Below are 22,281 nucleotides of genomic sequence, written 5' to 3' on the forward strand. Positions count from 1 at the left end.
GCAAGGAAATGGTCATGCCAGGCGATAACGTGTCGGCGATAACGTGTCGATCACCGTCAAGCTGATCAACCCGATCGCCATGGAAGAAGGCCTGCGTTTCGCCATCCGCGAAGGCGGCAAGACCGTCGGCGCCGGCGTCGTTGCCAAGATCATTGCGTAATTTCCGCAAACACTAAGGAATTACCATGGCCACCAAGCAAAAAATCCGTATCCGCCTGAAGGCGTTTGACTACAAGCTGATCGACCAGTCGGCAGCTGAGATCGTTGACACCGCCAAGCGCACCGGCGCGATTGTCAAGGGCCCCGTGCCCCTGCCAACCCGCATGAAGCGCTTCGACATCCTGCGTTCGCCCCACGTCAACAAGACGAGCCGCGACCAGCTGGAAATCCGCACGCACCAGCGTTTGATGGACATCGTGGATCCTACGGACAAAACCGTGGACGCCTTGATGAAGCTCGACCTGCCGGCCGGCGTGGACGTCGAAATCAAGCTGCAGTAAGCAAAAAACGGGGTTTCGGCCGCAAGCCGGGCCCCAAATCGACAGGTTTTAGCCCGGGTTTGCCATTTTTGGCGACCTGGGCTATACTCTTGGGCTGTCCTTTGCATGTTGGCTTCATGCCTGCATGGATGGGGCGGTTTTATTAACTGTCTTTCACATCAAAACGTCTGCGGCCAATTGAAGTCGCAGCGGTGAAAGTTACGAAAGAACACATCATGAGTCTGAGCAACTCCCTCGGGTTGCTGGGCCGCAAAGTTGGCATGATGCGTCTGTTCACGGATGATGGGGACACAGTTCCTGTCACCGTGGTGGATGTATCGAACAACCGCGTGACCCAGGTTAAAACCGAAGCAAATGACGGCTACGATGCCCTTCAAGTGGCATTTGGCGCACGCAAAGCATCGCGTGTCACCAAGCCGGCCGCCGGCCACCTTGCGAAAGCAGGCGTTGAGGCTGGTGAAATCCTGAAAGAATTCCGCGTGACGGCTGACGTCGCAGGCAAGTACGCCGCAGGCACCGTTGTGCCCGCAGCCGACGTGTTTGCCGTGGGCCAGCTGGTGGACGTGCAAGGCACCTCCATCGGTAAAGGTTTCGCCGGCACCATCAAGCGCCACAACATGAGCTCGCAACGCGCGTCGCACGGTAACAGCCGTTCGCACAACGTTCCCGGCTCCATCGGTATGGCGCAGGATCCCGGCCGTGTGTTTCCCGGTAAGCGCATGACGGGCCATCTGGGTGATGTCACCGTGACCACGCAAAACCTGAACATCGTGCGCATCGACGAAGCCCGTCAGCTGCTCATGATCCGCGGCGCTGTGCCTGGTTCCAAAGGTGGTTTTGTCACGGTTCGCGCCGCGATCAAGGCCAAGCCCGCCAACGCTGCTAAAGGAGCGAACTGATGCAGGTCGAACTCCTGAATGACCAAGGTCTGGCCTCGTCCAAAGTGGACGTGCCCGATACCGTGTTTGGTCGCGAATACAACGAAAGCCTGGTGCACCAGGTGGTCGTGGCCTTCCAGGCCAACGCCCGCCAAGGCACCCGTGCCCAGAAAGACCGTGAGCAGGTCCGTCACTCGACCAAGAAGCCTTTCAAACAAAAGGGCACCGGTCGCGCACGTGCTGGTATGACGTCTTCGCCCCTGTGGCGCGGCGGCGGTCGTATCTTCCCGAACATGCCTGACGAAAACTTCACGCAGAAGATCAACAAGAAGATGTATCGCGCCGGCATGGCCGCCATCTTCTCGCAGCTGGCCCGTGAAGGTCGCCTGGCTGTGGTTGATTCCCTGACCGTGGACTCGCCCAAGACCAAGGTCCTGGCCGACAAGTTCAAGGCCATGAACCTCAACTCGGTGCTGGTCATCGCTGATGAAGTTGATGAAAACCTGTACCTGGCTTCCCGCAACCTGGTGAACATCCTCGTGGTTGAGCCCCGTTACGCCGATCCGGTGTCGCTGGTCCACTACAAGAAGGTTCTGGTCACCAAGGCTGCCATGGACCAACTCAAGGAGATGTTCGCATGAGCGCCCGTAACCCATCTTCTCCAAAACTGAAATTCGACGAAGGCCGCCTGATGCAGGTCCTGGTCGCGCCCATCGTGTCCGAAAAGGCCACCATGATCGCGGACAAGACCAATGCCGTGACCTTCAAGGTGCTGCAGGATGCCACCAAATTTGAAATCAAGGCCGCCGTGCAGTTGATGTTCAAGGTGGACGTCCAGTCGGTCGCCGTCCTGAACATCAAAGGCAAGACCAAGCGCTTTGGCAAGTCCATCGGCCGCCGCGACAACATTCGCAAGGCCTATGTGACGCTCAAGCCCGGTCAGGAACTCAACCTCGGTGGGGAGTCTGCGTAATGGCTGTCATTAAAATGAAACCCACCTCCCCCGGCATGCGCGGGATGGTGAAGATCTCCCGGGATCACCTGCACAAGGGTGAGCCTTACGCGCCGCTGCTGGAACCACAATTCCAGAAGGCCGGCCGTAACAATAACGGGCACATCACGACGCGCCACAAAGGCGGCGGTCACAAGCACCACTACCGTGTGGTGGACTTCAAGCGCAACAAGGACGCCATTCCGGCCAAGGTCGAGCGCATCGAGTACGACCCCAACCGCACGGCCCACATTGCCCTGCTCTGCTACGCCGACGGCGAGCGCACCTACATCATCGCCCCCCGCGGCCTTGAAGTCGGCGCCACGCTGGTGAGCGGTTCGGAAGCGCCGATTCGCGTCGGCAACACGCTGCCTATCCGCAACATCCCCGTGGGTTCCACCATCCATTGCATCGAGATGCAAATCGGCAAGGGCGCGCAAATCGCCCGTTCCGCCGGCACCTCGGCAACGCTGCTGGCCCGCGAAGGTACCTACGCCCAGGTGCGTATGCGCTCCGGTGAAGTTCGCAAGATCCACATCGAGTGCCGCGCCACCATCGGCGAAGTCGCCAACGAAGAACACAGCCTGCGCCGTCTCGGCAAGGCCGGTGTGAAACGCTGGATGGGTATTCGCCCGACCGTTCGCGGTGTGGTGATGAACCCGGTCGACCACCCGCACGGCGGTGGTGAAGGCAAGACCGGCGAAGGCCGCCATCCTGTCGACCCATGGGGTAACCTGACCAAGGGCTACCGCACCCGCAACAACAAGCGCACGCAAGTGATGATTGTTTCGCGTCGCAAGAAGTAAGGCTAACCCATGACACGTTCACTCAAAAAAGGTCCGTTTGTCGACCATCATTTGGTAGCTAAAGCCGACAAGGCCGTTACCAACAAGGACAAAAAGCCGATCAAGACCTGGTCGCGTCGCTCCATGATCCTGCCCGAGTTCATCGGCCTGACCATCGCCGTCCACAACGGCAAGCAGCACGTACCTGTCTACATCACCGATCAAATGGTTGGCCACAAGCTGGGCGAGTTCGCACTCACCCGGACTTTCAAAGGTCATCCGGCTGATAAAAAAGTTGTGAGAAAGTAAGGAAAGACCATGGAAACACGTGCAACCCTCCGGGGCGTTCGTCTGTCGGTCGACAAGGGCCGTCTGGTCGCTGACCTGATCCGCGGCAAGAAAGTGGATCAAGCCCTCAACATCCTGAATTTCACGCAGAAAAAAGCTGCTGGAATCATCAAGAAGGTTGTGGAGTCCGCCATCGCCAACGCTGAACATAACGATGGTGCCGATATCGACGAACTGAAGGTGAAAACCATCTACGTCGAACAAGGCGCCACGCTCAAGCGTTTCTCCGCGCGCGCAAAAGGCCGCGGCAACAGCATCAGCAAACCCACGTGCCATGTGTACGTGGTGGTTGGCAACTAAAGGCAGCAGGATATGGGACAAAAAATCAACCCAACCGGGTTTCGCCTTGCAGTTAGCCGCAACTGGGCCAGCCGCTGGTATGCAAGCAACCGTGATTTCGCCGGCATGCTGGCCGAAGACATCAAGGTTCGCGAGTACCTCAAGGCCAAGCTCAAGAACGCCGCGGTTTCGCGCGTTCTGATCGAGCGCCCCGCCAAGAACGCCCGCATCACGATTTTCTCGGCACGTCCGGGCGTCGTGATCGGCAAAAAGGGCGAGGACATCGAGAACCTCAAGAAAGAACTGAGCCGCCAGCTGGGCGTGCCGGTCGCCGTGAACATCGAAGAAGTTCGCAAGCCTGAAATTGATGCCAAGCTCATCGCCGACAGCATCACGCAGCAGCTTGAAAAACGCATCATGTTCCGCCGTGCGATGAAGCGCGCCATGCAAAACGCCATGCGTCTGGGTGCCCTGGGCATCAAGATCATGTCGTCCGGCCGCCTCAACGGCATTGAAATCGCTCGCTGCGAGTGGTACCGCGAAGGCCGCGTGCCCCTCCACACCTTGCGCGCCGACATCGACTACGGCACCTCCGAAGCCAAGACCACCTATGGTGTGATCGGCGTCAAGGTCTGGGTCTACAAGGGCGACACGCTGGGCCGCAACGATGCGCCCGGCGCCAAGATGGTGGAAGTGCCCGACGAAGAACGCAAGCCGCGCGGCCCACGCCGTGATGCGCGTCCTGGTGATCGTCCAGGCAGCGACCGTCCCGCTCCACGTGGTGCTCGCGCACCGCGCGGCGCGTCCAACACCGCACCTGCGGATGGAAGCGACAAGCCGGCTGAAGCTACCCCTGGTAGCGAAGCCCCGAAAACCACCGTTAAGCGCGTCCGTAAAGCCGCGCCAGCTGCAGCAGCTGACGGTGCCAAGACCGAGTAATCGGTCTATTAACGGAGAATCAAAATGCTGCAACCCGCTCGCAGAAAATACCGCAAAGAGCAAAAAGGCCGCAACACCGGCGTCGCAACCCGGGGTTCCTCGGTTGCGTTCGGTGACTTCGGTCTCAAATGCACCGACCGTGGTCGCCTGACTGCTCGTCAAATTGAAGCCGCACGTCGTGCGATTTCCCGTCACGTCAAACGTGGCGGCCGTATCTGGATCCGTGTCTTCCCGGACAAGCCGATTTCCCAAAAGCCCGCTGAAGTGCGTATGGGTAACGGTAAAGGTAATCCAGAGTACTACGTGGCTGAAATCCAGCCCGGCAAGATCGTCTTTGAAATCGTCGGTGTGCCTGAAGAGCTGGCCCGCGAAGCGTTCCGCCTGGCATCCGCCAAGCTGCCGCTGCGCACCACCTTCGTCAGCCGCATGATCGGCCAGTAAGGGGAAATGACAATGACCAAATCTACTGAACTGCGCCAAAAAGACGTTGCCGGCCTGAAAACCGAAGTCAAAGAGCTGCAAAAAGCCCACTTTGGCCTGCGCATGCAAAAAGCCACGCAGCAACTGACCAACACTTCCACGCTGCGCTCCACGCGTCGCAGCATCGCTCGTGCCAAGACCATCCTGGCCGAAACCATCGTCAAGCAAGGAGCCAAAAAATGACGGAAGCTAAAAAATCCCTCAAGCGCACCTTGATCGGCAAGGTGGTGAGCGACAAGCGCGCCAAGACCGTGACGGTTCTGGTCGAGCGCCGTGTGAAGCACGAGCTCTACGGCAAGATCGTGTCCCTGTCCAGCAAGTACCACGCCCATGACGAAAAGGGCGAGTACCACACGGGCGACGTGATCGAGATCACCGAAAGCCGCCCGATTTCCAAGACCAAGAACTGGGTTGTGACCCGTCTGGTTGAAAAGGCTGTGATCGTTTAAGTCCCGGGTCTACCTGGGGCTGGCGTCAAGTCACTCTTTAAAAACGGCTCACCTCGGTGGGCCGTTTTTGTTTGTGCCGGCGTTTGCCCAACTGTGTACCGGCTGGGCATGACCTTCAAGCCCTCTGCGGCTTTTGCACAGTGAGCGCACGCTAGCCGCCTCCGCACTACACTGCGGGGGTTGATTTTCAACCCACCCATTATTTTTGAGGAGCACACCATGATCAAAGTAGGCGACACCCTTCCGGCCACCACCCTGATGGAATTTTCCGAAGTCGAAGGCAATGGCTGCAGCATCGGCCCCAACCCGGTCGACGTGGCCAAGGCCGCTGCCGGCAAGACTATTGCCCTGTTTGCCTTGCCCGGTGCATTCGCGCCCACCTGCTCGGCCAAACATGTGCCCGGCTACGTCGAAAAATTCGCCGAGCTCAAGGCCGCGGGTGTCGACGAGATCTGGTGCCTCAGCGTCAACGATGCTTTTGTCATGGGCGCCTGGGCGCGCGACCAGAAGACCGGCGACAAGGTGCGCATGCTGGCCGATGGCAGTGCGGATTTCGCGAAAGCCGCCGGCCTGACACTGGACCTGACGGCGCGCGGCATGGGCCTGCGCAGCAACCGCTACTCCATGCTGGTCAAGGACGGCAAGGTCGCCAGCCTCAATGTAGAAGGCCCCGGCAAGTTTGAAGTCAGCGATGCCGCCACGCTGCTGGCACAAGCCAAGGGCTGAGGGCTGAGGGCGGATTCTTCGCCAGAAAAAAAGCCACCGCGCGCGAGCCCGGTGGCTTTTTCGTTTCCGCTTTGGGAAAGCCTAGAGATCGGCTTTCAGGTAATGCGCCCCCGCGATGGGGTTGTGATAGTAGGGCGGGATCTCGGCAAAGCCGAGTTCTGCGTACAGCGCGCGCGCCGATTCCATGTCGTCCAGCGTGTCCAGCAGTACCGAGTGGTAACCCGCCACGCGCGCCGCGTCCAGGATGGCCTCCGCGAGCTGGCGGCCCAGGCCGAAGCGGCGAAAGGGCTTGCGCACATAGAGGCGCTTCATCTCGCCGGCATTCGGATAGTCGACCGAGTCCAGCGCGCGCAGTGCGCAACAGCCGGCGACTTCGCCGTCCACCAGCGCCAGCAGCAGCGTGCCTTCGGGTTCATCGTATTCACCGGGTAGCTCGGCCAGTTCAGCCTCGAAGTTCTGGAAGCACAGGTCCACGCCCAGCTGCTCCGCATACTCGCGAAAAACCAGCCGCGTCGCGGCCAGCTGCTCCGGCGTGTCGGGCGTGATGAACTGGATGGAAGGGCGTTGCACGGATCGGCGATGAAAAGTCGGCAACCAGTTTAACGCGGTTTGCCAGTGCCATCAGCCGCGGCGTCCGGTCCGCCGCAATGGGCAGACGGCCTCAGAACGCCGGCGCCGCCAGGGTGGAAACCCAGTAGGCCACGCCGCCGCAAATCGCCAGGATCAGCGCCGCGGCCACGCGCGACACCGTGTCGTCCCGCGAGGGGGGCGCTTGCACCACCAGTTCCTTGTCGCCGTGAAGCATGGCGCCCACGAGGTTGTGCTTGCGGCTCAGGTAATAGACGATGGCCGCGATGTGCAACAGCACCAGCGCCAGCAGCACCCATTTGCCGATGTTCTTGTGATAGTTGGTCGTCAGGCTGACGGTGGCATTGGAGACAAAGCGCGTCAGCGGGCCGGCGAAAGCGATCTCGTCGTCGCTGAGCAGGCCCGTGCCGACTTGCGCCACCAGGAAACCCAGCATGGCGAACACCGACCCGGCGCCTATCGGGCTGTGGCCCACGCCGTGCTCCGGCTTGCCCTGGCCCTTGAGGTAGTTGATGACGCTCTGCGGCGCATAGATGAACGCGCCAAAGCGCGACCAGCGCCCACCCACCAGGCCCCAGACGATGCGAAACAGCAGCAAGGCCAGCACCGTGTAGCCAAAACGGAAGTGCCAGACCATGGCGTTGCCGCCCACGGTGCCGGTGATGGCCAGGCCGGTCACGCAGGCCACCAGCGCCCAATGGAAAAACCGCGTGGGCAGGTCCCACACACGCACCTTGTGCAGATTCTTGTTGGTGTACACGCTCACTCCTCGTTCATGTGGGTTGCTCTATGCCGGGCTTGCCTCCGGCCGCCTCGCTCGACTCTTGGTGCTTTCCCGTAGTGCATAAGTTCCTGCGGAACTTATCAGGTCTGGCTAAACTCAGCCACATGGCAACAAGCCCAGCGCGTTGCCATGCGTGCCACCGACCATATCCTAAAAAAACCTCACGAGGAAAACCATGAAACTTTTCGCCTGCATCGCAGCGGCCGCCACCCTGGTGGCCATCGCCGCTCCGGCCTCCGCGCAGTTTGCCAAACCCGAAGACGCCATCAAATACCGCCAGAGCGCGCTGTTTGTCATGAGCCAGCATTTCGGCCGGATCGGTGCCATGGCCAACGGCCGCGTCCCCTTCGACGCCAAAGTCGCCGCGGAGAACGCCGACATCGTGGCCGACATGGCCAAGCTCCCGTGGGCCGGCTTCGCGCCTGGCACCGACAAGGGCGGCAACACCAAGGCCAAGCCAGAGATCTGGACCGAGCAGGCCAAGTTCAAGGAAGGCCATGAAAAGCTGGTCGCCGAAACCGCCAAGCTGGCCGCCGCCGCCAAGACCGGCAACCTCGATACGCTGAAGACGGCATTCGCTTCGACCGCCGGCACCTGCAAGGCTTGCCACGACTCTTTCAGAAATCAATAACACCCCCGTCCAGGCTCACTGCGTGTAGCCTGTTCCCCCCTCAAGGGGGCGGCGCCTGCGGTCTGGCAAAGCCAGTCCCGCGGCCCCTGCTTGAAGGGGGAAATAAAAAAGCCGGTTCGTTTGAACCGGCTTTTCTTTTGGGGGATGCGAAACGCTTCAGGTCTCAGCCAGCAGCTTCTCGATCAGCTGGTRCAGCGCCGCGAAGTCGGGCTCACCCACATACTGCTTGACGATCTCACCGCGCTTGTTGACCAGGTAGGTCGTGGGCGTGAGCTGGACGTCGCCCCAGGCCTTGGCCACCGCGCCGGTGTTGTCGATGGCCACCTTGAAGGGCAGCTTGCGTGTTTCGGTGTAGTTGACGACGTAGCTGGGCGGGTCGTAGCTCATGGCCACGGCCAGGGTGTCGTAACCCTGGCTTTTGTATTTGTTGTAGGTGGAAATGACTTTTGGCATCTCCGCCACGCAGGTCACGCAGCTGGTGGCCCAGAAGTTGACGAGGGTGACTTTGCCTTTGAGGTCGGCCGTGGTTTTTTTGCTGCCGTCCAGCAGCACGAAGGTCGACTCAGGCGCTGCCTGCGCGCCAGTGCACCCGGGCAGGCTGGCGAGCGCCGCCAGCGCAAAAACGCCGGCCAGCGCCATGCGGCATACTGTCCGGCTGGATGTCAATTTCATGGGAGACCTCATCATGCAACGTCGCAATTTTAACCAGGCCGGCGTCAGCGCGTTGGGCGCACTGATATTGGCCACCTACCACCAGGCCCACGCGCTGTCGCTGGGAGACCTGTCCGGCATCAGCAACGCCGATGCCAGCGCCGGCCTGAAAACCGCCCTGGAAAAGGGCGCCATCGCGGCCGTCGCCCTGCTGGGCAAGACGGATGGATTCCTCGGAAACCCAAAAGTTCGCATTCCTTTGCCCGGTTACCTCGAAGACGCGTCGAAACTGCTGAAAAACTTCGGCCAGGGCAAACGTATCGACGAATTGGTCACCTCCATCAACCGCGCCGCCGAAGCGGCCGTGCCCATGGGCAAGGACCTGCTCGTCAACGCGGTGCACACCATGAACGTGAACGACGCCAAGAACATCCTGACCGGCGGCGAGACCTCGGTCACCACTTTCTTCGCCGAAAAAACCCGCGCGCCGCTGGGTGTGAAATTCCTGCCCGTGGTGACCAAGGCCACTGAAAAAGTCGGGCTGGCCAACAAATACAACGAATTCGCCGGCAAGGCCGCCGGTTTCGGCCTGGTCAAAAAAGAAGACGCCAACATCCAGCAATACGTCACCGGCAAATCGCTGGACGGCCTCTACCTCATCATCGGTGAGGAAGAAAAGAAGATCCGCCAGGATCCCGTGGGCACCGGCAGCGCGATTCTCAAAAAAGTCTTCGGATCGATGAAATAAAAAGTTCTAAGTTGAGTGCGGGGCACCGCTGGGCCTGCGGTTTTCTTCGAAGTGAAAACGAAGCATTTACTTACATAGTGTTGGTAAATATGCCCACACGGGAAATGCCTTAAGGGGCGCGGTTGATAAACGTGATCTGATGGTGGCTGGTTGCAGCAACGATCAGGAGGACAGCAGCCGTGAAAACAACAACAGGGATGTTGGCGCGCGGCTATCGCGGCGGGCCATGGGCGCCGCTTCAGCAGGCAAGCGCACACGCGGCCGCAAGGGCTTCCGGCCTGGCGGGACTTMTGCTGGCGGCCGCGGTGCTCTGCGCATCCCACGCCGCCACTGCGGCGCCTCTGCTCGATGAGCCCATACAGCCGGTCCCGCTGACGCTGAAGCAGGACCCGGCCCGCGCCGAAATCGGTCGGCAGCTGTTTCGCGATACGCGCCTGTCCGGCAACGGCCGCGTGTCCTGCGCCAGCTGCCACGACATCAGCAAGGGCGGCGGTGACGGGCGTGATCGTTCGGTGGGGCTCAACGGCGGGCTCACCAGCGTCAACGCCCCCACGGTGCTCAACGCCGCGCTCAATTTCAAGCAGTTCTGGAACGGCCGCGCCGAGTCGCTGGAAGCCCAGGCCGACCATGTCATGCAGAACCCGGTYGAGATGGGCTCGAAGTGGGAAGAGGTGGTCCAGAAGGTGTCGCAGGACCCCAAATACAAGAGCGCATTCGCCGCCGCCTACAAGGACGGCGTCACCAAGGTGAACATCCAGAACGCGATCGCCACTTTCGAGCGCACCCTGATCACCCCCAACTCGCGCTTTGACAAATACCTGCGCGGCGACCCCAATGCGATCTCCGCGCCCGAGAAAGCCGGCTATGCGAAGTTCAAGCAGTACGGCTGCGTCGCTTGCCACCAGGGCGTCAACGTGGGCGGCAATATGTTCCAGAAATTCGGCGTCATGGGCGACTACTTCGCCAAGCGCGGCAATCCCACGGAAGCCGATCTGGGCCGCTACCTCGTCACCAAGGTCGAAAGCGACAAATACGTCTTCAAGGTGCCCAGCCTGCGCAATATCGCGCTCACCGCGCCTTACTTCCACGATGCCTCGGCGAAAACCCTGGACGAGGCCGTCGACATCATGTTCCGCTACCAGCTCGGCCGCGTCGCCTCCAAAGAGGACAAGGAGGCCATCATCCGTTTCCTCAACACCCTCACCGGTGAACTGGACGTCAAACCGTGAAAAAACCGAATCGACTGGCCTGGCTGCCGATGGCGGCGGTCACTGCCGTGCTGCTGTCCATCCTGGTGTTTCTGTACGCTAAAACCCAGAGCTTCGACGAGTCGCATTACTTTGAGGATATCGCCGTGCTGCGCCACCTGAAGCAGCTTGACGCGCAATGGGAGCTGGACGTGCTGAAGTCCAGGATAGGCATCAACACGCACTACGATGCGCTGGCCGACAACCAGGGCGAGATGGCCCGGCTCATGGAGCAGCTCCGGTCGGAAGCGGAGGCCCACAAGCACGATGCACCCGCGCAGGCCGCCAAGCTGGCGGCGCTGCAACGCGCCGTCCAGGACAAGGCCGTCCTGATCGAGCAATTCAAATCCAACAACTCGGTGCTGCGCAACTCGCTGGCCTTTCTTCCCACCGCGGCGGAAGACGTCAAGCAGTCGCTAGTGCCGGGCCGCGGTGCCGCGCAGCCGGCGTTTCAGCAGATCTCGGCGGGCGTGAACAGGCTTTTGCTCGCGAGCATGCTGTACAGCCAGAGCCCGACCGGCGACAGGGGCGCGGAGATACGGGACGAGCTAAGCCGGCTGGAAGGCGGCCTGCATCTTTTTCCGCCAGACATCAGGGACAGGCTGGGCATCTTCAGCGCGCATATCCAGACCATTTTGCGCGAGCAGAAAACAGTCAATGAGCTCCTCGTGGGCATTGCCGCGGCGCCGACCGGAAAACTGCTCGATGAGGCCAACGATGCCTTGACGGCCGAGCAGCAACAGGCCGGGGCGGAAGGCGAGCGTTATGGTCGCTACCTGCTGATTTTTTCGGCGGTGCTGGTGGCGCTGCTCCTCTACGCGGCGGTCGACCTCCTCAGCAGCCACTCCACCATCCAGCGCGTCAACCAGGAACTCCAGGGCGCCAATGAGACCCTGGAGCAGCGCGTGCAGGAGCGCACCATCGCGCTGAACGCCAGTGAAACGCAGTTGCACCAGATCACCGACACCGTGCCTGCCCTGATCGCCTACATCGACGCGGAGCAGCGCTTCCAGTTCTATAACCTCGCTTATGAGGAACGCTTCGGCCTGAAGCGCGAGCAGATCCATGGCAAGACCATGCGCGAGATGATGGGCCGCGAGCTCTACGAAAAGGAGCGCGGCAAGATCGAGGAAGCCCTGGACGGCTACGCGGCGCAGTATGACCGCACCCAGGAAAGCGCCGACGGCAAGCAACGCGACTACGTCATGCAGTACTTTCCGCGCTACGGCGAAGGCGAGGACGAAGGCAAGGTGCTCGGTTTTTATTCGCTGGGCACCGATGTGACCGAACTCAAGCGCATAGACCGCATGAAGAGCGAGTTCGTCTCCACCGTCAGCCATGAGCTGCGCACGCCTTTGACCTCCATACGCGGCTCGCTGGGCCTGATCGTCGGCGGCGTGGCCGGGGAGCTGCCGCCCATGGCCAAGAACCTCGTCGGCATCGCCACCAGCAATTGCGAGCGGCTCATCCGGCTGATCAACGACATCCTGGACAGCGAGAAAATCGAGTCCGGCAAGATGCGTTTCGACCTGCAGATCGTGGAACTGCAGCCCCTGCTGGCCCAGATCCTGACGGCCAATGAAGGCTTTGCGGGCCAGCACAACGTCAAGCTGGCCCTGGACGTCCAGGCCGATGCGGTGAAGGTCAGCGTCGACAGCGACCGGATGACCCAGGCCCTCACCAACCTGATCTCCAATGCCGTGAAGTTCTCACCGGCGGAGTCCTGTGTGTACGTCAGGCTGCTGCGCAGCGGCGGGCGGATCCGGGTCGAGGTCGCCGACAGCGGTCCCGGCATTCCCGAAGAGTTCCGCAAACGCATCTTCCAGAAGTTCTCGCAGGCCGACACCTCGGACACCCGGCAAAAGGGCGGCACCGGTTTGGGCCTGAACATCTCGCGCGCCATTGTCGAGCGTATGAACGGCAGCGTGGGCTTCACCTCGCAAACCGGCGTGGGAACCGTTTTCTATTTTGAGCTGCCCGAAGCACTTGCGCCGCGGGTGGAAGAAGCCAGCATCGATGCAAACAGAAGCAAGGCCAGCGGGCCGCCCAGGCCCTTGATCCTGGTCTGCGAGGACGACCCCGACATCGCCCACCTGATCAACCTGATGCTCGACAAGGGCGGATTCGATTCGGACATGGTCTACCGCGCCGCGCAGGCCATGGAGCAAGTGGTGAAACGGCCCTACGCCGCCATGACGGTCGACCTGGGCCTGCCGGACCTGGACGGCATCAGCCTGATCCGCGCGCTGCGCCTCGAAGAGCGCACGCGGGAACTGCCCATCGTGGTAGTGTCCGCCAACGCCGAAGCCGGCGAACTCGAATTCAACAACCAGCCGCTCGCGGTGTCGACCTGGCTTGAAAAGCCCATCGACGAAAACAAGCTGATCCTGAGCCTGCAGCGCGCCATCGCCAACATGGCCGAAGGCCGGCCGCGCATCCTGCATGTCGAGGACGACCTGGACATCCAGCGCATCGCCGCGACCATCGCCCAGGACTTCGCGACCTTTGAATTTGCCGGCAGCCTGCAGGAGGCGCGCGAACAGCTCGGCAAGCACCACTATGACCTGGTGCTGCTCGACCTGACTTTGAAAGACGGTTCAGGCTGGGAACTGCTGGACACGATAGAGGCGCTGAACCCCGCGCCGCCGGTGGTGGTGTTTTCCGCGAGCGACGAGGTCGCCACGGAAACCCAGCGTGTGGAAGCGGTGCTGGTGAAGGCCTACACCTCCAACAACCAGCTGCTGCGCACCTTGCAGCGCGTGCTTGACGAAAGCCTGTGGGGCACGGTGCACCCGCTGCTGACTATTGACTCCCCCCCGTCCAAGCTCACTGGCGTGTAGCTTGTTCCCCCCTCGAGGGGGCGGCGCCTGGGGCCGGCAAAGCCGAAAGATTGGCACACCCCTATCGGGCTCRCTKCGTGTAGCCCTTTTCCCCTTGCAGGGGACGGCGCYGGCGGCCCGGCGAAGCCGGTTCCGCGGCYCCTGCTGGGCCGAATGCAGCGGTTGAGTTGGGCTCTTCAAGCCAGCATGAGCCGGGCCTGCAGCTCCGGCGACACCTCTTTGTTCATGGTCCAGGTTTCCGTCATGAAAGGCGGGCTTTCCCAGATCGTGCGTATGCTCGACCCCTTGACGTCGCCCTTCACGACCATGCGCTGGTACAAATCGCTGGCCACCGCCGCGGCGGGGTAAAAGCCGTGCATCACGCCGGTCACCGAGCGCTCGTGGCCGTTGGAGAAAACCACCTCGTAGTCCTTGTCCGGCGTCAGGCCCAGGGCCGGGAACAGCGCGCGCGGCGCCAGATTGCCCGAATTGGAGGTCGGCGTGGTGTGCGCGATCTTCTTGCCCACCAGGTCCCTGGGTTCCCGGTACGGGCTGTCGATGCGCGTGATCAGGATCAGCTTGTAGGAATTGCGCTGGCCCGTCGCCTTGTTGCMCGGCACCGCGAAAGGCGCGGCCTGCCCGGCGGTCACCATCTGCGCGGCCAGGCCGGGGTTCACTTGCCCGATCTGGGCCTTGCCGGTCGAAAGCGCCTCGATCAGCTCCTTCTCGCCCAGGATGTCCACGTTGCTGGTGCGCTCCAGCGAGTCGCCCTGGGCGTTCTGCAGTTCCACATTGGCGCAGCGCGACAGGTGGCTGAAGTAGTCGCCCCACAAGGCCATGGTTTCGGTCTTGCCGTAGGTTTTGGGCATGGCCWCCACCATTTTTTCGCGCGGGCCTGAAAACTTTTCGGCTGCCGGCGCGGCGGCAGCTTTTGTTTTGGGGGGACGCGGGTTCTCGGTCTGCGCCACGGTGGAACCCAGAGCCAGGGCTGTGCCGGCCAGCACCGCCGCATTACGCCAATAAACCGTCATCATGTCGTTCATCCCAAAAGTTATTGCTTGAACCGCAACCGCGGACAGCACGGCCACGAAGCCGTACAAGCAGTGTGCGCCCAAGTTAACTTTTACTTACAAGCCGACTGACGCTGAAGGGACATAAAGCGGGAATACCCCGGGCGATCCGTGGTTTTTTCGCCGAAAAAGGGCGCACCAAGGTAGCGCGAAAAGCCCTTTTCCTGATAAGGCCGGTGTTACAAATTTCGCCCGGCGCTCGCGGCGCGCGACGCGTCAATCTTGCCGAGCAGCCACTGCAGGCCGGCCAGGTGCTGCTGGTCGTGGCTGCACAGGTAGTGCACCAGGCTGCGCAAGGTCAGGGCGCCGTAGCCTTCGAATTCCGCCGTGCGGTCCAGCTGCAGCGGCGTGACAGCCGACAGCATCGCCATCGTTTTGAGGCGGGCCGCCCGGAACGCCGCCAGGGCTTCCCGCGCGTCGGCTGCTGCGTAATGGCGCTCCTTCTCAAGCTCATAGCCATCCAGCGATGCCAGCACCGGGTTCGTCTCGGTAAGCGTGCGCTGGAGCCGCACATGGTAGCCGTCGATCTCGATGTCCCTGACATGGCAGACCTGGCCCAGCGCCGAAAAGGTCTCGCTCGGGATGCCCTCCCACGACGAAGGCGTCCAGTCGCTGTGGCTTTCGGGAATGGCCGCGTAAAACTGCTCGAGCTGGTTCGGGAAGTTCGCCATCGCCTGCAGGGTGGCGGTATTCAAGGGAGCGCTCATGGCTTGTCGCTCCGAACCGAAGGCCAGAGCAGCGCCTGCGCCACGATCACCCTCTCGCCATTGAAGGTCGCCGTCGGCGAGCCGTAAAGCTCGTAGCCCAGCGCCAGCATCTCGCTGACCCGGTGGCAGAAACTCGCGTCATCCGGGCCCGTGAGGAGGCGGTAGGCGGGAAGGCCGTCGGGCGGCGTGGTGGTGGGTGATGTCATGGCGGCAGGCGGCGAATGAACGGAGGGCGATATTACCGTGTCCGTTCAAACGCTGCATGGGCGCCCGCCCTCAGGCCTTCGCCATGCCCGGCAGGGCCATAGGGCGGCCCGGCGATTGCATGCCGGTGAACGCAAAATCCACTTCCGGCACACGCCCGCTCACGATGTCGGCAATCGCCGCGCCCGAGCCGCAGGCATGCGTCCAGCCCAGCGTGCCGTGGCCCGTGTTGAGGAACAGATTGGAGGTTTTGCTCTTGCCGATGTAAGGCACGTTGCTAGGCGTCGCCGGCCGCAGCCCGGTCCAGAACTGCGCGCCTTCGCCGTCCGTCATCTCCGGGAAGAGCTGCTTCACGCGGCGCACGATGGCATTGCAGCGCACCAGGTTCAGCTCGGTGTTGTAGCCGTTGAGTTCCGCCGTGCCCGCGATGCGCAGGCGATTGCCGAAGCGCGAGAACACCAGCTTGTACTCGTCGTCCGTCAGGCTCACCTGGTAGGAAGCCGCCTCGTTGATCACCGGCAGCGTCACCGAATAACCCTTGGCCGGGTAGATGCGCAGGCTCTGTCCCAGCCGCTTCGCCCATGGCGCGCTGAAGGCGCCCAGGCACATCACATAGGCATCGGCCTTCAGCATCTCGACGCGCCCGCCCGCCTCGCCGTGGCCCCCGGCGACCAGCACGCCGTCCAGTTGCCCGCCGCTGGCCAGCACATCCAGGATGTTGGTGTTGTAGAGAAACTTCACGCCTGCCTGCTCGCAGCGCGCGGCCAGTGCGGTGGTAAAAGCCTGCGCGTCGCCCGACTCGTCGCTGGGCGTCATGCTGCCGCCCACAATGCTGGCGCGGCACTGCGCCAGCGCGGGCTCAATCGCCACACATTCGTCGGCGGTTTTCATGTCCAGTTCGCAGCCGTGCTCGCGCATGATGCGCGCCGGCTCCTGCGCCGCGTCGTACTCGGCCTGGCTGGTGTAGAAGTGCAGGATGCCTTGGGTCTTCGCGTCGTACTGCAGGCCCAGTTCGGCGCGCAGTTTTTGCAGCGCGCCGCGGCTGTACATGCCCAGGTTCACGATCTGCCGGATGTTTTGCGCGGTGCGCGCCGGCGTGCAGTTGCGCAAAAACTCCAGGCCCCACAGCCACTGGTTCACATCGGCCCGCAGCCGGAACAGCAGCGGCGCGTCTTCCCGCGCCAGCCACTGCAGCACCTTGAGCGGCGCGCCCGGGTTGGCCCRGGGCTCCGCGTGGCTCACGGAAATCTGCCCGCCGTTGGCAAAGCTGGTTTCCATCGCGGCCGCGCCGCGCCGCTCAATCACCGTGACCTCATGCCCGCGCTGCGCCAGATACCAGGCCGTCGTGACCCCCGTGACACCCGCACCCAAAACCATGACTTTCATGGCGATTCCTTTTTTCAAGCAGAAATGGCTGTTGCGCAAGCGCAATGCCTTGGAGGTGCTTGAGTCAAAGAAGAATCATGGCAACCGCCAGGCCATTACAGGCTTGCGGCCGCTTCCACTGTCCTTGGTACCTGAGAGATTCAGCCGCTGCTTTCGCAACGGCCTTGCTCCTTCGGTGCGCCGCACCTTGCATGCGGCGTCTCTCCAGACGGCTGTGTGTTTCCGGGCAGTACGGGACCTGAGCGATTATGGAAGTTTGCGCCTTCGGTGGCCGCCCCCTGGGGGCAGCGCTCTCCTGCTTGAACGGTTTGAATTTACCACCGAAGCCGCAGTTGCCAAGCGCGAATCCGTCATCCAGTACAGGTCCAGCGGGTTGATTCAGCGGCTTAATAGTAGCTAGTAGGGTGGCGTTCAGCCTTCACACACCGAACGCACAAACGCGGCCTTGCCCTCGGTATAGGCCTCGCGGTCGCTCGGGAACCGGGTCGCCAGGTCGGCCTTGAGCGCCGCATAACGCGCCGCCAGCGCGGCATCCGCCCTCAGCGCATCGCGAAAACGCAGGCGCTGCGCCCACACCCCGCCGCCATGCACCACCAGGTGCAGGTGGTGCGTGCGGTGCCCGTTCGCCCAGCGCATCAGCCATTGGCGGTTTACCAGCGTGGCATTAAATTCGGCGGAGGCCGTATAGCCTTGCGTGCACAGCGGCGCCACCAACGCCCTGGCCGCCGCCATCGAGGCCACACCAGCCAGGATGTCGATCACCGGCTTGGCGACCAGCCCCGGCACGGCCGTGCTGCCTATGTGCTCAATGGCGATGAAATCATCGGGAAACAGCGACAGCAACCGCTCGCGCTCGGCCTCGAACAGGCCGGGCCAGCGCGGGTCGTAAGCCCGCAGCGTCACCTCCTCATGGATAGCGGCCTGCAGCGACCCGGCGTCCGTCATGGCGTTATCAGGCCCTAGCGCAGCGCCACCACCGCCCGGCGCGCCAGCAGCAGTCGCTCGTCCAGGTAGGCTCCGTAAAAATCCGGGATCGCCGCGCCCACCAGCGGCTCGGCCAGCTTCTGCCCCTGCGGGCCCAGGAAGAGCACCGTGGGCGTGAAAGTCGCCTTCCAGGTCCGGGCCTGCGCGGCCGCGGTCGTGGCCTTGCCGTCAAAGCCCGTCAGCGGCGTGTGGCTGTCGGTGACGTTGAGCTGCCAGGCCTCCAGCCCGGTCTCCTTGCGCGCGGGCAGCAGGTAATTGCGCCGCACCAGTTCGCAATAAGGGCAGCCGGGCAGGGTGACCAGCAGCACCAGCGGTTCGCCGCGTGCGGCGGCCAGCCCGGCCGCCTCCGGCAGCGAGGCCGGCACCGGCAGGGCGCTGTCCTTGGCTTGGGCCTGCAGCGGCCAGGCCAGGCTGCCCGCCAGCGCCGCCGTAAAACCGCGCCGGCCCACCGCCTTCATTCAGCGCACTCCAGCAGGATGTGCGCCAGCGCTGCCGGCTCGGTCACCATGGGGTCATGGCCGGTGGCCAGTTCCACCACCCGTGAATTCGGCAGCCAGGCGCCGTCCCAGAAGGCCGGGTCCCGCGCGCGCAGCCGGCTGGGCGTAATGGTCGCCAGCGCCGGTGCTATGCAACTCACAAAGGTGCGCGGCACCGCCGCCACGCGCTTCACGTCAAAATCCAGCGGCGCCTGGTAGGTGTTGCCTGGGTGCGGCGTCTGTCGGCGCTGCACCCAGTCGTGGTCCGCGCCCTGCAGGCCGAACACTTCCGGGTCGGGCGGCGCAAAACTGAAATTGGCTGTGGCTTGCGCCCCCGCCATGCGCTTTTGCTGCGTGGCCGCGTCGTGTGTGCTGCTCCAGCTTTCGCCCGGCTGCGGCACCACGGCATCGACATACACCAGGTGCTTGAGGCGCCCGCCCATGCGGTCGGCCACGGCCGTGCCTATCATGCCCGCGTAGGAATGCACCGCCAGCGTCACCTCGTGGAGCTCTTCCGCTTCGATCAAATTGATCACGTCGTTGATGTGGGTATCGAGGTTGATGGCCGGCGACAGCAGATGCGCCCGCTCGCCCAGGCCCGTCAGCGTCACCGCAAAAGCCTTGTGGTGGTCCAGCTGCAGCACCTGCGCCACCCGCCGCCAGCACCAGCCGCCATGCCAGGCACCGTGCACCAGAACAAAATTGTGTTTCATCGCGTCACCTCTTTGAATCAGGTATTTGCATCAGGTTTTTGTGCGGACTTGCCGCGTCAAATTGTCTTGCCGCCCTTTAACTCCGACAGCTTGGCGTCGGAATAGTTCAGCAGTTCGCGCAGCACCTCATCGGTGTGCTGGCCCAGCAGCGGCGGCGGCAGGTCGGTGCGCACCGGCGTCGCGCTCATGCGAATCGGGCTGGAGACCAGCTTCAAGTCGTCCTTCACCGGGTGCGTCCACTCGGTCACCATGCCGCGCGCCGCTATCTGCGGGTCGGCAAACACTTCCGCCAGGCTGTTGATCGCGCCGCAAGGCACTTTCGCCGCCTCCAGCGCCGCCAGCCAGTCGGCCTTGCCGCGCGTTTTCATCACGGCTTCCAATATCGGCACCAGCTGGCCGCGGTTCAGCACGCGGTCGCGGTTCTTCGCGAACAGCGGGTTGGTTGCGAGTTCAGGGATATTCGCCACCGCGCAGAACTTCGCATACTGCGAGTCATTGCCCACCGCCAGAATCAGATGATCCTTGCTGCCATCGGCTGCAGGCGCGACTTCAAACACCTGGTAGGGCACGATGTTCTGGTGCGCATTGCCGGCCCGGCCCGGCGCCTTGCCGCTGACCAGGTAGTTGGCGCCCAGGTTGGCCAGCATGGCCACCTGCGTGTCCAGCAGCGCCATGTCCACCTGCTGGCCCTCTCCGGTTTTTTCGGCATGGCGCAGCGCGGCGAGTATCGCCACCGTCGCATACATGCCCGTCATCAAATCCGCCACCGCCACGCCCACCTTCTGCGGCCCGCCGCCCAGGYCGTCGCGCTCGCCCGTCACGCTCATCAGTCCGCCCATGCCCTGGATCGCGTAGTCATAGCCCGCGCGGTCGGCATAAGGCCCGTTCTGGCCGAAACCGGTCACCGAGCAGTACACCAGGCGCGGGTTGATGGCTTTGAGGGAGGCATAGTCCAGCCCATAACGCGCCATGTCACCGACCTTGAAGTTCTCCACAAACACATCGCAGTGCACCGCCAGCTCCCGCACCAGCGCCTGGCCGGCGGGCTGGGCAATGTCGCAGGTCACCGAGCGCTTGTTGCGGTTGGTGCCCAGGTAATAAGCCGCCTCGGTGTCCGCGCCCTGCGCGTCTTTCAAAAACGGCGGCCCCCAGGTCCGCGTGTCGTCGCCGCTGCCCGGCCGCTCGATCTTGATCACGTCGGCGCGCCAAAGTCTGGGTGCACCAGGGGCCCGCGAGCACGCGGGAGAGGTCGAGGATGCGGATGCCGCTTAGGGAGTTCATGTGTGGCATTTTGCCTTTACATCGGAGCGGGCGGTGTATAACGCGCCGAGATCATCGGCGACTTTGTCGAATTCAATATACCTGTGTGCTTTCACGGAAGGTTGATGTAATCTGCTGTTTCTCATGAAAAATGTTAGAGGCTCAAGACCCTGCCATTTCGCACGACGCCATGTTGGCGCGCAGTTTTTGGGATACATCAAAGTTAGGTCTCATGACTCGTTACCTCGACGCAATTCCCCAGCCGTGGACCCGTGATGCGATCCAAAAGGCCCTCTTTGACAATTTCACAGAGGCACGATCGGCGATCGAAGATACCGATGGAGGACGGCTATGGCGTCGCTTGGAAGAACTTGATGAGACGGTCTGGATCTTTCACTTCAGCGTGACAGATCTGCTTGATGAAATTTGCTTGTTCGGTGACCGAAGCAAGTATCAGATGTTCTGGCACACAGCAAATGCTGACGAAGCGGAGTCTCATACACGTGCGGTGAAGCGAAAACTATTCAACTGCACGTCAGCGCTAATGACCCTCGTGGACCACGCACGCAACTTTCAACGACAAACGCCCGTCGCGAAGTACGACGAGAGGTTGAAAGAGGAGTTTTCAGTTCCCGGCCTTCATGAGTTTCTGCAGTGCTTCCGCAACTACAACACTCATTGGCGAATCGCTCAAACAAATTGGCAGATTACACATGACTTTCAAGAGAAGAAGCGAGAGGCTCGATTTCAAGTAACGAAGGAGGAGCTGCTCGCGTGGAGTGGTTGGACTTCAAAGGCAAGAGAGTTTATCGATCAATCAAAAGACACCATGGATGTCTACGAGCTGTTCGCCGGCTACCGAGAGTATGTTGAGAAGTTCTACGCCTGGCACAAGGGGGCTGTTCTCGACGAGTATTCAGGCGTTGTAGGTACATATCTTGAGCACAAGAGGCTGTACGAAGGACTAAGTAAGAAGTTCGAGTGGAACCTGGTGCTCACGCGTGCGCGAAAAGACATTAACCCTTACCAATACATTGGCCGATATCTTCCGAAGCAAAAGTTGAAGCGCCTCTTAGCGTACCAGCACAGAAGTGAAGAGCAGGTGGAAGCCTTGATTCGAATGCTCGATATGGAAGATTTTTGTGATGAAGATCTTCGTCGAAAGCTTTTCGCGTTATTTCGGCCGTCAGATAAGGCTTAACTCCCCTTGCGGTCCGGCTGACGCACGACATCCATATTGAGGTCAATCGCGCTCAAGATGCAATCGAAGAATTCTTGGTGGACATAAGATGCGCCTGATCTACACAAGGCCCCAACCTTTGCCATGATGAAGAAAAACATCCCCGCTGCTAGTCCAGATGCTTATATGGCCGCGCTGTTCGGCTGGCAGCGTGTCACGGTTGAGCAGTTGCGTGCGACCGTCCTGTGCGGCAGCATCGCGCTGGACGAAGCCATCAAATGGGGCCACCTGGTCTATCTGTCGAACGGGCCAGTGCTGCTCATTCGTGCTGAAGAAAGCCGCGTGCTGTTCGGCTTCTGGCGGGGTCAACGCCTTCGCGAGATGGACCCGTTGCTAAAGCCCGGCGGCAAGTACGAAATGGCGACGAGAGAATTTCACGAGGGTGATGAGGTCAACGT

The 22,281-nt window shown here is 61.9% G+C and carries 28 protein-coding genes, 2 pseudogenes and 1 riboswitch; of the genes and pseudogenes, 19 read left to right on the forward strand and 11 right to left on the reverse strand.

What is annotated here, in order from left to right; genetic code table 11:
* Window positions 1-34: 34 nt before the first annotated feature.
* The 13 genes and pseudogenes from AC1D0P_RS11745 to AC1D0P_RS11805 all read left to right on the forward strand — a co-directional run.
* Window positions 35-160: pseudogene (locus AC1D0P_RS11745) on the forward strand (EF-Tu C-terminal domain-related protein); the annotation flags it as partial.
* Between the two features lie 25 nt (window positions 161-185).
* Window positions 186-500 carry a 30S ribosomal protein S10 gene (rpsJ, locus tag AC1D0P_RS11750; protein ID WP_007838118.1) on the forward strand — a complete coding sequence of 105 codons (315 nt, stop codon included), beginning with the start codon at window positions 186-188 and terminating at the stop codon, window positions 498-500.
* A 215-nt stretch (window positions 501-715) separates the two neighbouring features.
* The gene (gene rplC / locus AC1D0P_RS11755) at window positions 716-1,399 is read left to right on the forward strand and encodes a 50S ribosomal protein L3 (RefSeq protein WP_411881976.1); all 684 of its coding nucleotides are present in this window, start codon (window positions 716-718) and stop codon (window positions 1,397-1,399) included.
* Window positions 1,399-2,019 (forward strand): 50S ribosomal protein L4, encoded by a 621-nt coding sequence (gene rplD, locus AC1D0P_RS11760; RefSeq protein WP_436155804.1) that lies wholly within the window; start codon window positions 1,399-1,401, stop codon window positions 2,017-2,019. The genes rplC and rplD overlap by 1 nt, the downstream gene beginning before the upstream one ends.
* Complete coding sequence (gene rplW / locus AC1D0P_RS11765; RefSeq protein WP_411881975.1) at window positions 2,016-2,351, forward strand: 50S ribosomal protein L23; 336 nt, start codon at window positions 2,016-2,018, stop codon at window positions 2,349-2,351. Before rplD ends, rplW begins: the two co-directional genes overlap by 4 nt.
* The gene (rplB, locus tag AC1D0P_RS11770; protein WP_092130383.1) at window positions 2,351-3,175 is read left to right on the forward strand and encodes a 50S ribosomal protein L2; all 825 of its coding nucleotides are present in this window, start codon (window positions 2,351-2,353) and stop codon (window positions 3,173-3,175) included. The genes rplW and rplB overlap by 1 nt, the downstream gene beginning before the upstream one ends.
* Window positions 3,176-3,184: 9 nt before the next feature.
* The gene (gene rpsS, locus AC1D0P_RS11775) at window positions 3,185-3,463 is read left to right on the forward strand and encodes a 30S ribosomal protein S19 (RefSeq protein WP_007866503.1); all 279 of its coding nucleotides are present in this window, start codon (window positions 3,185-3,187) and stop codon (window positions 3,461-3,463) included.
* A gap of 9 nt (window positions 3,464-3,472) precedes the next feature.
* Entirely contained in the window at window positions 3,473-3,802 is a 330-nt protein-coding gene (rplV, locus tag AC1D0P_RS11780) for a 50S ribosomal protein L22 (RefSeq protein ID WP_007866508.1), read from the forward strand.
* 12 nt (window positions 3,803-3,814) lie between these two features.
* Window positions 3,815-4,720 (forward strand): 30S ribosomal protein S3, encoded by a 906-nt coding sequence (gene rpsC / locus AC1D0P_RS11785; protein ID WP_477676904.1) that lies wholly within the window; start codon window positions 3,815-3,817, stop codon window positions 4,718-4,720.
* Between the two features lie 24 nt (window positions 4,721-4,744).
* Complete coding sequence (gene rplP / locus AC1D0P_RS11790; protein WP_007866520.1) at window positions 4,745-5,161, forward strand: 50S ribosomal protein L16; 417 nt, start codon at window positions 4,745-4,747, stop codon at window positions 5,159-5,161.
* Window positions 5,162-5,173: 12 nt separating this feature from the next.
* The gene (rpmC, locus tag AC1D0P_RS11795) at window positions 5,174-5,383 is read left to right on the forward strand and encodes a 50S ribosomal protein L29 (RefSeq protein WP_011481236.1); all 210 of its coding nucleotides are present in this window, start codon (window positions 5,174-5,176) and stop codon (window positions 5,381-5,383) included.
* Window positions 5,380-5,649: a 30S ribosomal protein S17 gene (rpsQ, locus tag AC1D0P_RS11800; protein ID WP_092130381.1), complete on the forward strand. Its 270-nt coding sequence runs from the start codon at window positions 5,380-5,382 to the stop codon at window positions 5,647-5,649. Before rpmC ends, rpsQ begins: the two co-directional genes overlap by 4 nt.
* Before the next feature lie 219 nt (window positions 5,650-5,868).
* Window positions 5,869-6,375, forward strand: coding sequence for a redoxin family protein (locus AC1D0P_RS11805; RefSeq protein WP_477676905.1), 507 nt, complete (start codon window positions 5,869-5,871; stop codon window positions 6,373-6,375).
* An 81-nt stretch (window positions 6,376-6,456) separates the two neighbouring features.
* On the opposite strand, the gene AC1D0P_RS11810 is transcribed toward AC1D0P_RS11805, so the two are convergent.
* Together AC1D0P_RS11810 and AC1D0P_RS11815 are read right to left on the reverse strand one after the other, a co-directional pair.
* Window positions 6,457-6,945, reverse strand: coding sequence for a GNAT family N-acetyltransferase (locus AC1D0P_RS11810; protein WP_477676906.1), 489 nt, complete (start codon window positions 6,943-6,945; stop codon window positions 6,457-6,459).
* 91 nt (window positions 6,946-7,036) lie between these two features.
* Window positions 7,037-7,723 (reverse strand): cytochrome b/b6 domain-containing protein, encoded by a 687-nt coding sequence (locus AC1D0P_RS11815; RefSeq protein WP_477676907.1) that lies wholly within the window; start codon window positions 7,721-7,723, stop codon window positions 7,037-7,039.
* A 199-nt stretch (window positions 7,724-7,922) separates the two neighbouring features.
* Here AC1D0P_RS11815 and AC1D0P_RS11820 point away from each other — a divergent pair, with 199 nt between their 5' ends.
* On the forward strand, window positions 7,923-8,378 hold the full coding sequence (locus tag AC1D0P_RS11820) for a c-type cytochrome (RefSeq protein ID WP_477676908.1): 456 nt from the start codon (window positions 7,923-7,925) through the stop codon (window positions 8,376-8,378).
* 156 nt (window positions 8,379-8,534) lie between these two features.
* Here AC1D0P_RS11820 and AC1D0P_RS11825 read toward each other — a convergent pair whose 3' ends face one another.
* A complete protein-coding gene (locus tag AC1D0P_RS11825; protein ID WP_477676921.1) occupies window positions 8,535-9,017 on the reverse strand; it encodes a TlpA disulfide reductase family protein in 483 nt (160 codons plus the stop codon).
* A gap of 46 nt (window positions 9,018-9,063) precedes the next feature.
* On the opposite strand from AC1D0P_RS11825, the gene AC1D0P_RS11830 reads away from it, so the two are divergent.
* The 3 genes from AC1D0P_RS11830 (at window position 9,064) to AC1D0P_RS11840 (ending at window position 13,864) form a co-directional block, all read left to right on the forward strand.
* A complete protein-coding gene (locus tag AC1D0P_RS11830) occupies window positions 9,064-9,777 on the forward strand; it encodes a DUF4197 domain-containing protein (RefSeq protein ID WP_477676909.1) in 714 nt (237 codons plus the stop codon).
* A gap of 179 nt (window positions 9,778-9,956) precedes the next feature.
* The gene (locus tag AC1D0P_RS11835) at window positions 9,957-11,006 is read left to right on the forward strand and encodes a cytochrome-c peroxidase (RefSeq protein ID WP_477676910.1); all 1,050 of its coding nucleotides are present in this window, start codon (window positions 9,957-9,959) and stop codon (window positions 11,004-11,006) included.
* A complete protein-coding gene (locus AC1D0P_RS11840) occupies window positions 11,003-13,864 on the forward strand; it encodes a DAHL domain-containing protein (RefSeq protein ID WP_477676911.1) in 2,862 nt (953 codons plus the stop codon). Before AC1D0P_RS11835 ends, AC1D0P_RS11840 begins: the two co-directional genes overlap by 4 nt.
* Before the next feature lie 176 nt (window positions 13,865-14,040).
* Here the strand turns inward: AC1D0P_RS11840 and phnD are convergent, their stop codons facing one another.
* The 8 genes and pseudogenes from phnD to AC1D0P_RS11880 all read right to left on the reverse strand — a co-directional run bounded on the left by phnD (window position 14,041) and on the right by AC1D0P_RS11880 (window position 20,664).
* Window positions 14,041-14,877, reverse strand: a complete 837-nt coding sequence (gene phnD, locus AC1D0P_RS11845) for a phosphate/phosphite/phosphonate ABC transporter substrate-binding protein (RefSeq protein ID WP_477676912.1) — start codon at window positions 14,875-14,877, stop codon at window positions 14,041-14,043.
* Between the two features lie 215 nt (window positions 14,878-15,092).
* Window positions 15,093-15,620 carry a DinB family protein gene (locus AC1D0P_RS11850; RefSeq protein WP_477676913.1) on the reverse strand — a complete coding sequence of 176 codons (528 nt, stop codon included), beginning with the start codon at window positions 15,618-15,620 and terminating at the stop codon, window positions 15,093-15,095.
* Window positions 15,617-15,826, reverse strand: a complete 210-nt coding sequence (locus tag AC1D0P_RS11855; protein WP_477676914.1) for a DUF1737 domain-containing protein — start codon at window positions 15,824-15,826, stop codon at window positions 15,617-15,619. The genes AC1D0P_RS11850 and AC1D0P_RS11855 overlap by 4 nt, the downstream gene beginning before the upstream one ends.
* A 70-nt stretch (window positions 15,827-15,896) precedes the next feature.
* Window positions 15,897-17,210 carry a D-amino acid dehydrogenase gene (locus AC1D0P_RS11860; RefSeq protein ID WP_477676915.1) on the reverse strand — a complete coding sequence of 438 codons (1,314 nt, stop codon included), beginning with the start codon at window positions 17,208-17,210 and terminating at the stop codon, window positions 15,897-15,899.
* Between the two features lie 109 nt (window positions 17,211-17,319).
* A riboswitch (glycine riboswitch) is annotated at window positions 17,320-17,428 on the reverse strand.
* A 193-nt stretch (window positions 17,429-17,621) separates the two neighbouring features.
* Window positions 17,622-18,155, reverse strand: coding sequence for a GrpB family protein (locus AC1D0P_RS11865; RefSeq protein WP_477676916.1), 534 nt, complete (start codon window positions 18,153-18,155; stop codon window positions 17,622-17,624).
* 14 nt (window positions 18,156-18,169) lie between these two features.
* Entirely contained in the window at window positions 18,170-18,652 is a 483-nt protein-coding gene (locus AC1D0P_RS11870) for a thioredoxin domain-containing protein (RefSeq protein ID WP_477676917.1), read from the reverse strand.
* Window positions 18,649-19,383 carry an alpha/beta fold hydrolase gene (locus AC1D0P_RS11875; protein ID WP_477676918.1) on the reverse strand — a complete coding sequence of 245 codons (735 nt, stop codon included), beginning with the start codon at window positions 19,381-19,383 and terminating at the stop codon, window positions 18,649-18,651. Before AC1D0P_RS11875 ends, AC1D0P_RS11870 begins: the two co-directional genes overlap by 4 nt.
* A 56-nt stretch (window positions 19,384-19,439) precedes the next feature.
* Window positions 19,440-20,664: pseudogene (locus tag AC1D0P_RS11880) on the reverse strand (CaiB/BaiF CoA transferase family protein).
* Window positions 20,665-20,875: 211 nt separating this feature from the next.
* Between AC1D0P_RS11880 and AC1D0P_RS11885 the strand changes: the two are divergent.
* Window positions 20,876-21,844, forward strand: a complete 969-nt coding sequence (locus AC1D0P_RS11885) for a hypothetical protein (RefSeq protein WP_477676919.1) — start codon at window positions 20,876-20,878, stop codon at window positions 21,842-21,844.
* 126 nt (window positions 21,845-21,970) lie between these two features.
* Window positions 21,971-22,281: DUF1801 domain-containing protein (locus tag AC1D0P_RS11890; protein ID WP_477676920.1), on the forward strand; the 311-nt coding region annotated here is incomplete at its 3' end.

This window comes from Polaromonas sp. P1_G2, from assembly GCF_056405515.1.

What these genes read in the sequence shown, in the direction of transcription:
- rplC (WP_411881976.1), top strand. Translation starts at nt 716, where the DNA reads ATGAGTCTGAGCAACTCCCTCGGGTTGCTGGGCCGCAAAGTTGGCATG.
- AC1D0P_RS11855 (WP_477676914.1), bottom strand. Translation starts at nt 15,826, where the DNA reads ATGACATCACCCACCACCACGCCGCCCGACGGCCTTCCCGCCTACCGC.
- rpmC (WP_011481236.1), top strand. Translation starts at nt 5,174, where the DNA reads ATGACCAAATCTACTGAACTGCGCCAAAAAGACGTTGCCGGCCTGAAA.
- rpsS (WP_007866503.1), top strand. Translation starts at nt 3,185, where the DNA reads ATGACACGTTCACTCAAAAAAGGTCCGTTTGTCGACCATCATTTGGTA.
- rpsJ (WP_007838118.1), top strand. Translation starts at nt 186, where the DNA reads ATGGCCACCAAGCAAAAAATCCGTATCCGCCTGAAGGCGTTTGACTAC.
- rplB (WP_092130383.1), top strand. Translation starts at nt 2,351, where the DNA reads ATGGCTGTCATTAAAATGAAACCCACCTCCCCCGGCATGCGCGGGATG.
- rplD (WP_436155804.1), top strand. Translation starts at nt 1,399, where the DNA reads ATGCAGGTCGAACTCCTGAATGACCAAGGTCTGGCCTCGTCCAAAGTG.
- AC1D0P_RS11850 (WP_477676913.1), bottom strand. Translation starts at nt 15,620, where the DNA reads ATGAGCGCTCCCTTGAATACCGCCACCCTGCAGGCGATGGCGAACTTC.
- rplP (WP_007866520.1), top strand. Translation starts at nt 4,745, where the DNA reads ATGCTGCAACCCGCTCGCAGAAAATACCGCAAAGAGCAAAAAGGCCGC.
- rpsC (WP_477676904.1), top strand. Translation starts at nt 3,815, where the DNA reads ATGGGACAAAAAATCAACCCAACCGGGTTTCGCCTTGCAGTTAGCCGC.
- AC1D0P_RS11820 (WP_477676908.1), top strand. Translation starts at nt 7,923, where the DNA reads ATGAAACTTTTCGCCTGCATCGCAGCGGCCGCCACCCTGGTGGCCATC.
- AC1D0P_RS11830 (WP_477676909.1), top strand. Translation starts at nt 9,064, where the DNA reads ATGCAACGTCGCAATTTTAACCAGGCCGGCGTCAGCGCGTTGGGCGCA.
- AC1D0P_RS11885 (WP_477676919.1), top strand. Translation starts at nt 20,876, where the DNA reads ATGACTCGTTACCTCGACGCAATTCCCCAGCCGTGGACCCGTGATGCG.
- AC1D0P_RS11805 (WP_477676905.1), top strand. Translation starts at nt 5,869, where the DNA reads ATGATCAAAGTAGGCGACACCCTTCCGGCCACCACCCTGATGGAATTT.
- AC1D0P_RS11865 (WP_477676916.1), bottom strand. Translation starts at nt 18,155, where the DNA reads ATGACGGACGCCGGGTCGCTGCAGGCCGCTATCCATGAGGAGGTGACG.
- AC1D0P_RS11870 (WP_477676917.1), bottom strand. Translation starts at nt 18,652, where the DNA reads ATGAAGGCGGTGGGCCGGCGCGGTTTTACGGCGGCGCTGGCGGGCAGC.
- rplV (WP_007866508.1), top strand. Translation starts at nt 3,473, where the DNA reads ATGGAAACACGTGCAACCCTCCGGGGCGTTCGTCTGTCGGTCGACAAG.
- rpsQ (WP_092130381.1), top strand. Translation starts at nt 5,380, where the DNA reads ATGACGGAAGCTAAAAAATCCCTCAAGCGCACCTTGATCGGCAAGGTG.
- rplW (WP_411881975.1), top strand. Translation starts at nt 2,016, where the DNA reads ATGAGCGCCCGTAACCCATCTTCTCCAAAACTGAAATTCGACGAAGGC.
- AC1D0P_RS11875 (WP_477676918.1), bottom strand. Translation starts at nt 19,383, where the DNA reads ATGAAACACAATTTTGTTCTGGTGCACGGTGCCTGGCATGGCGGCTGG.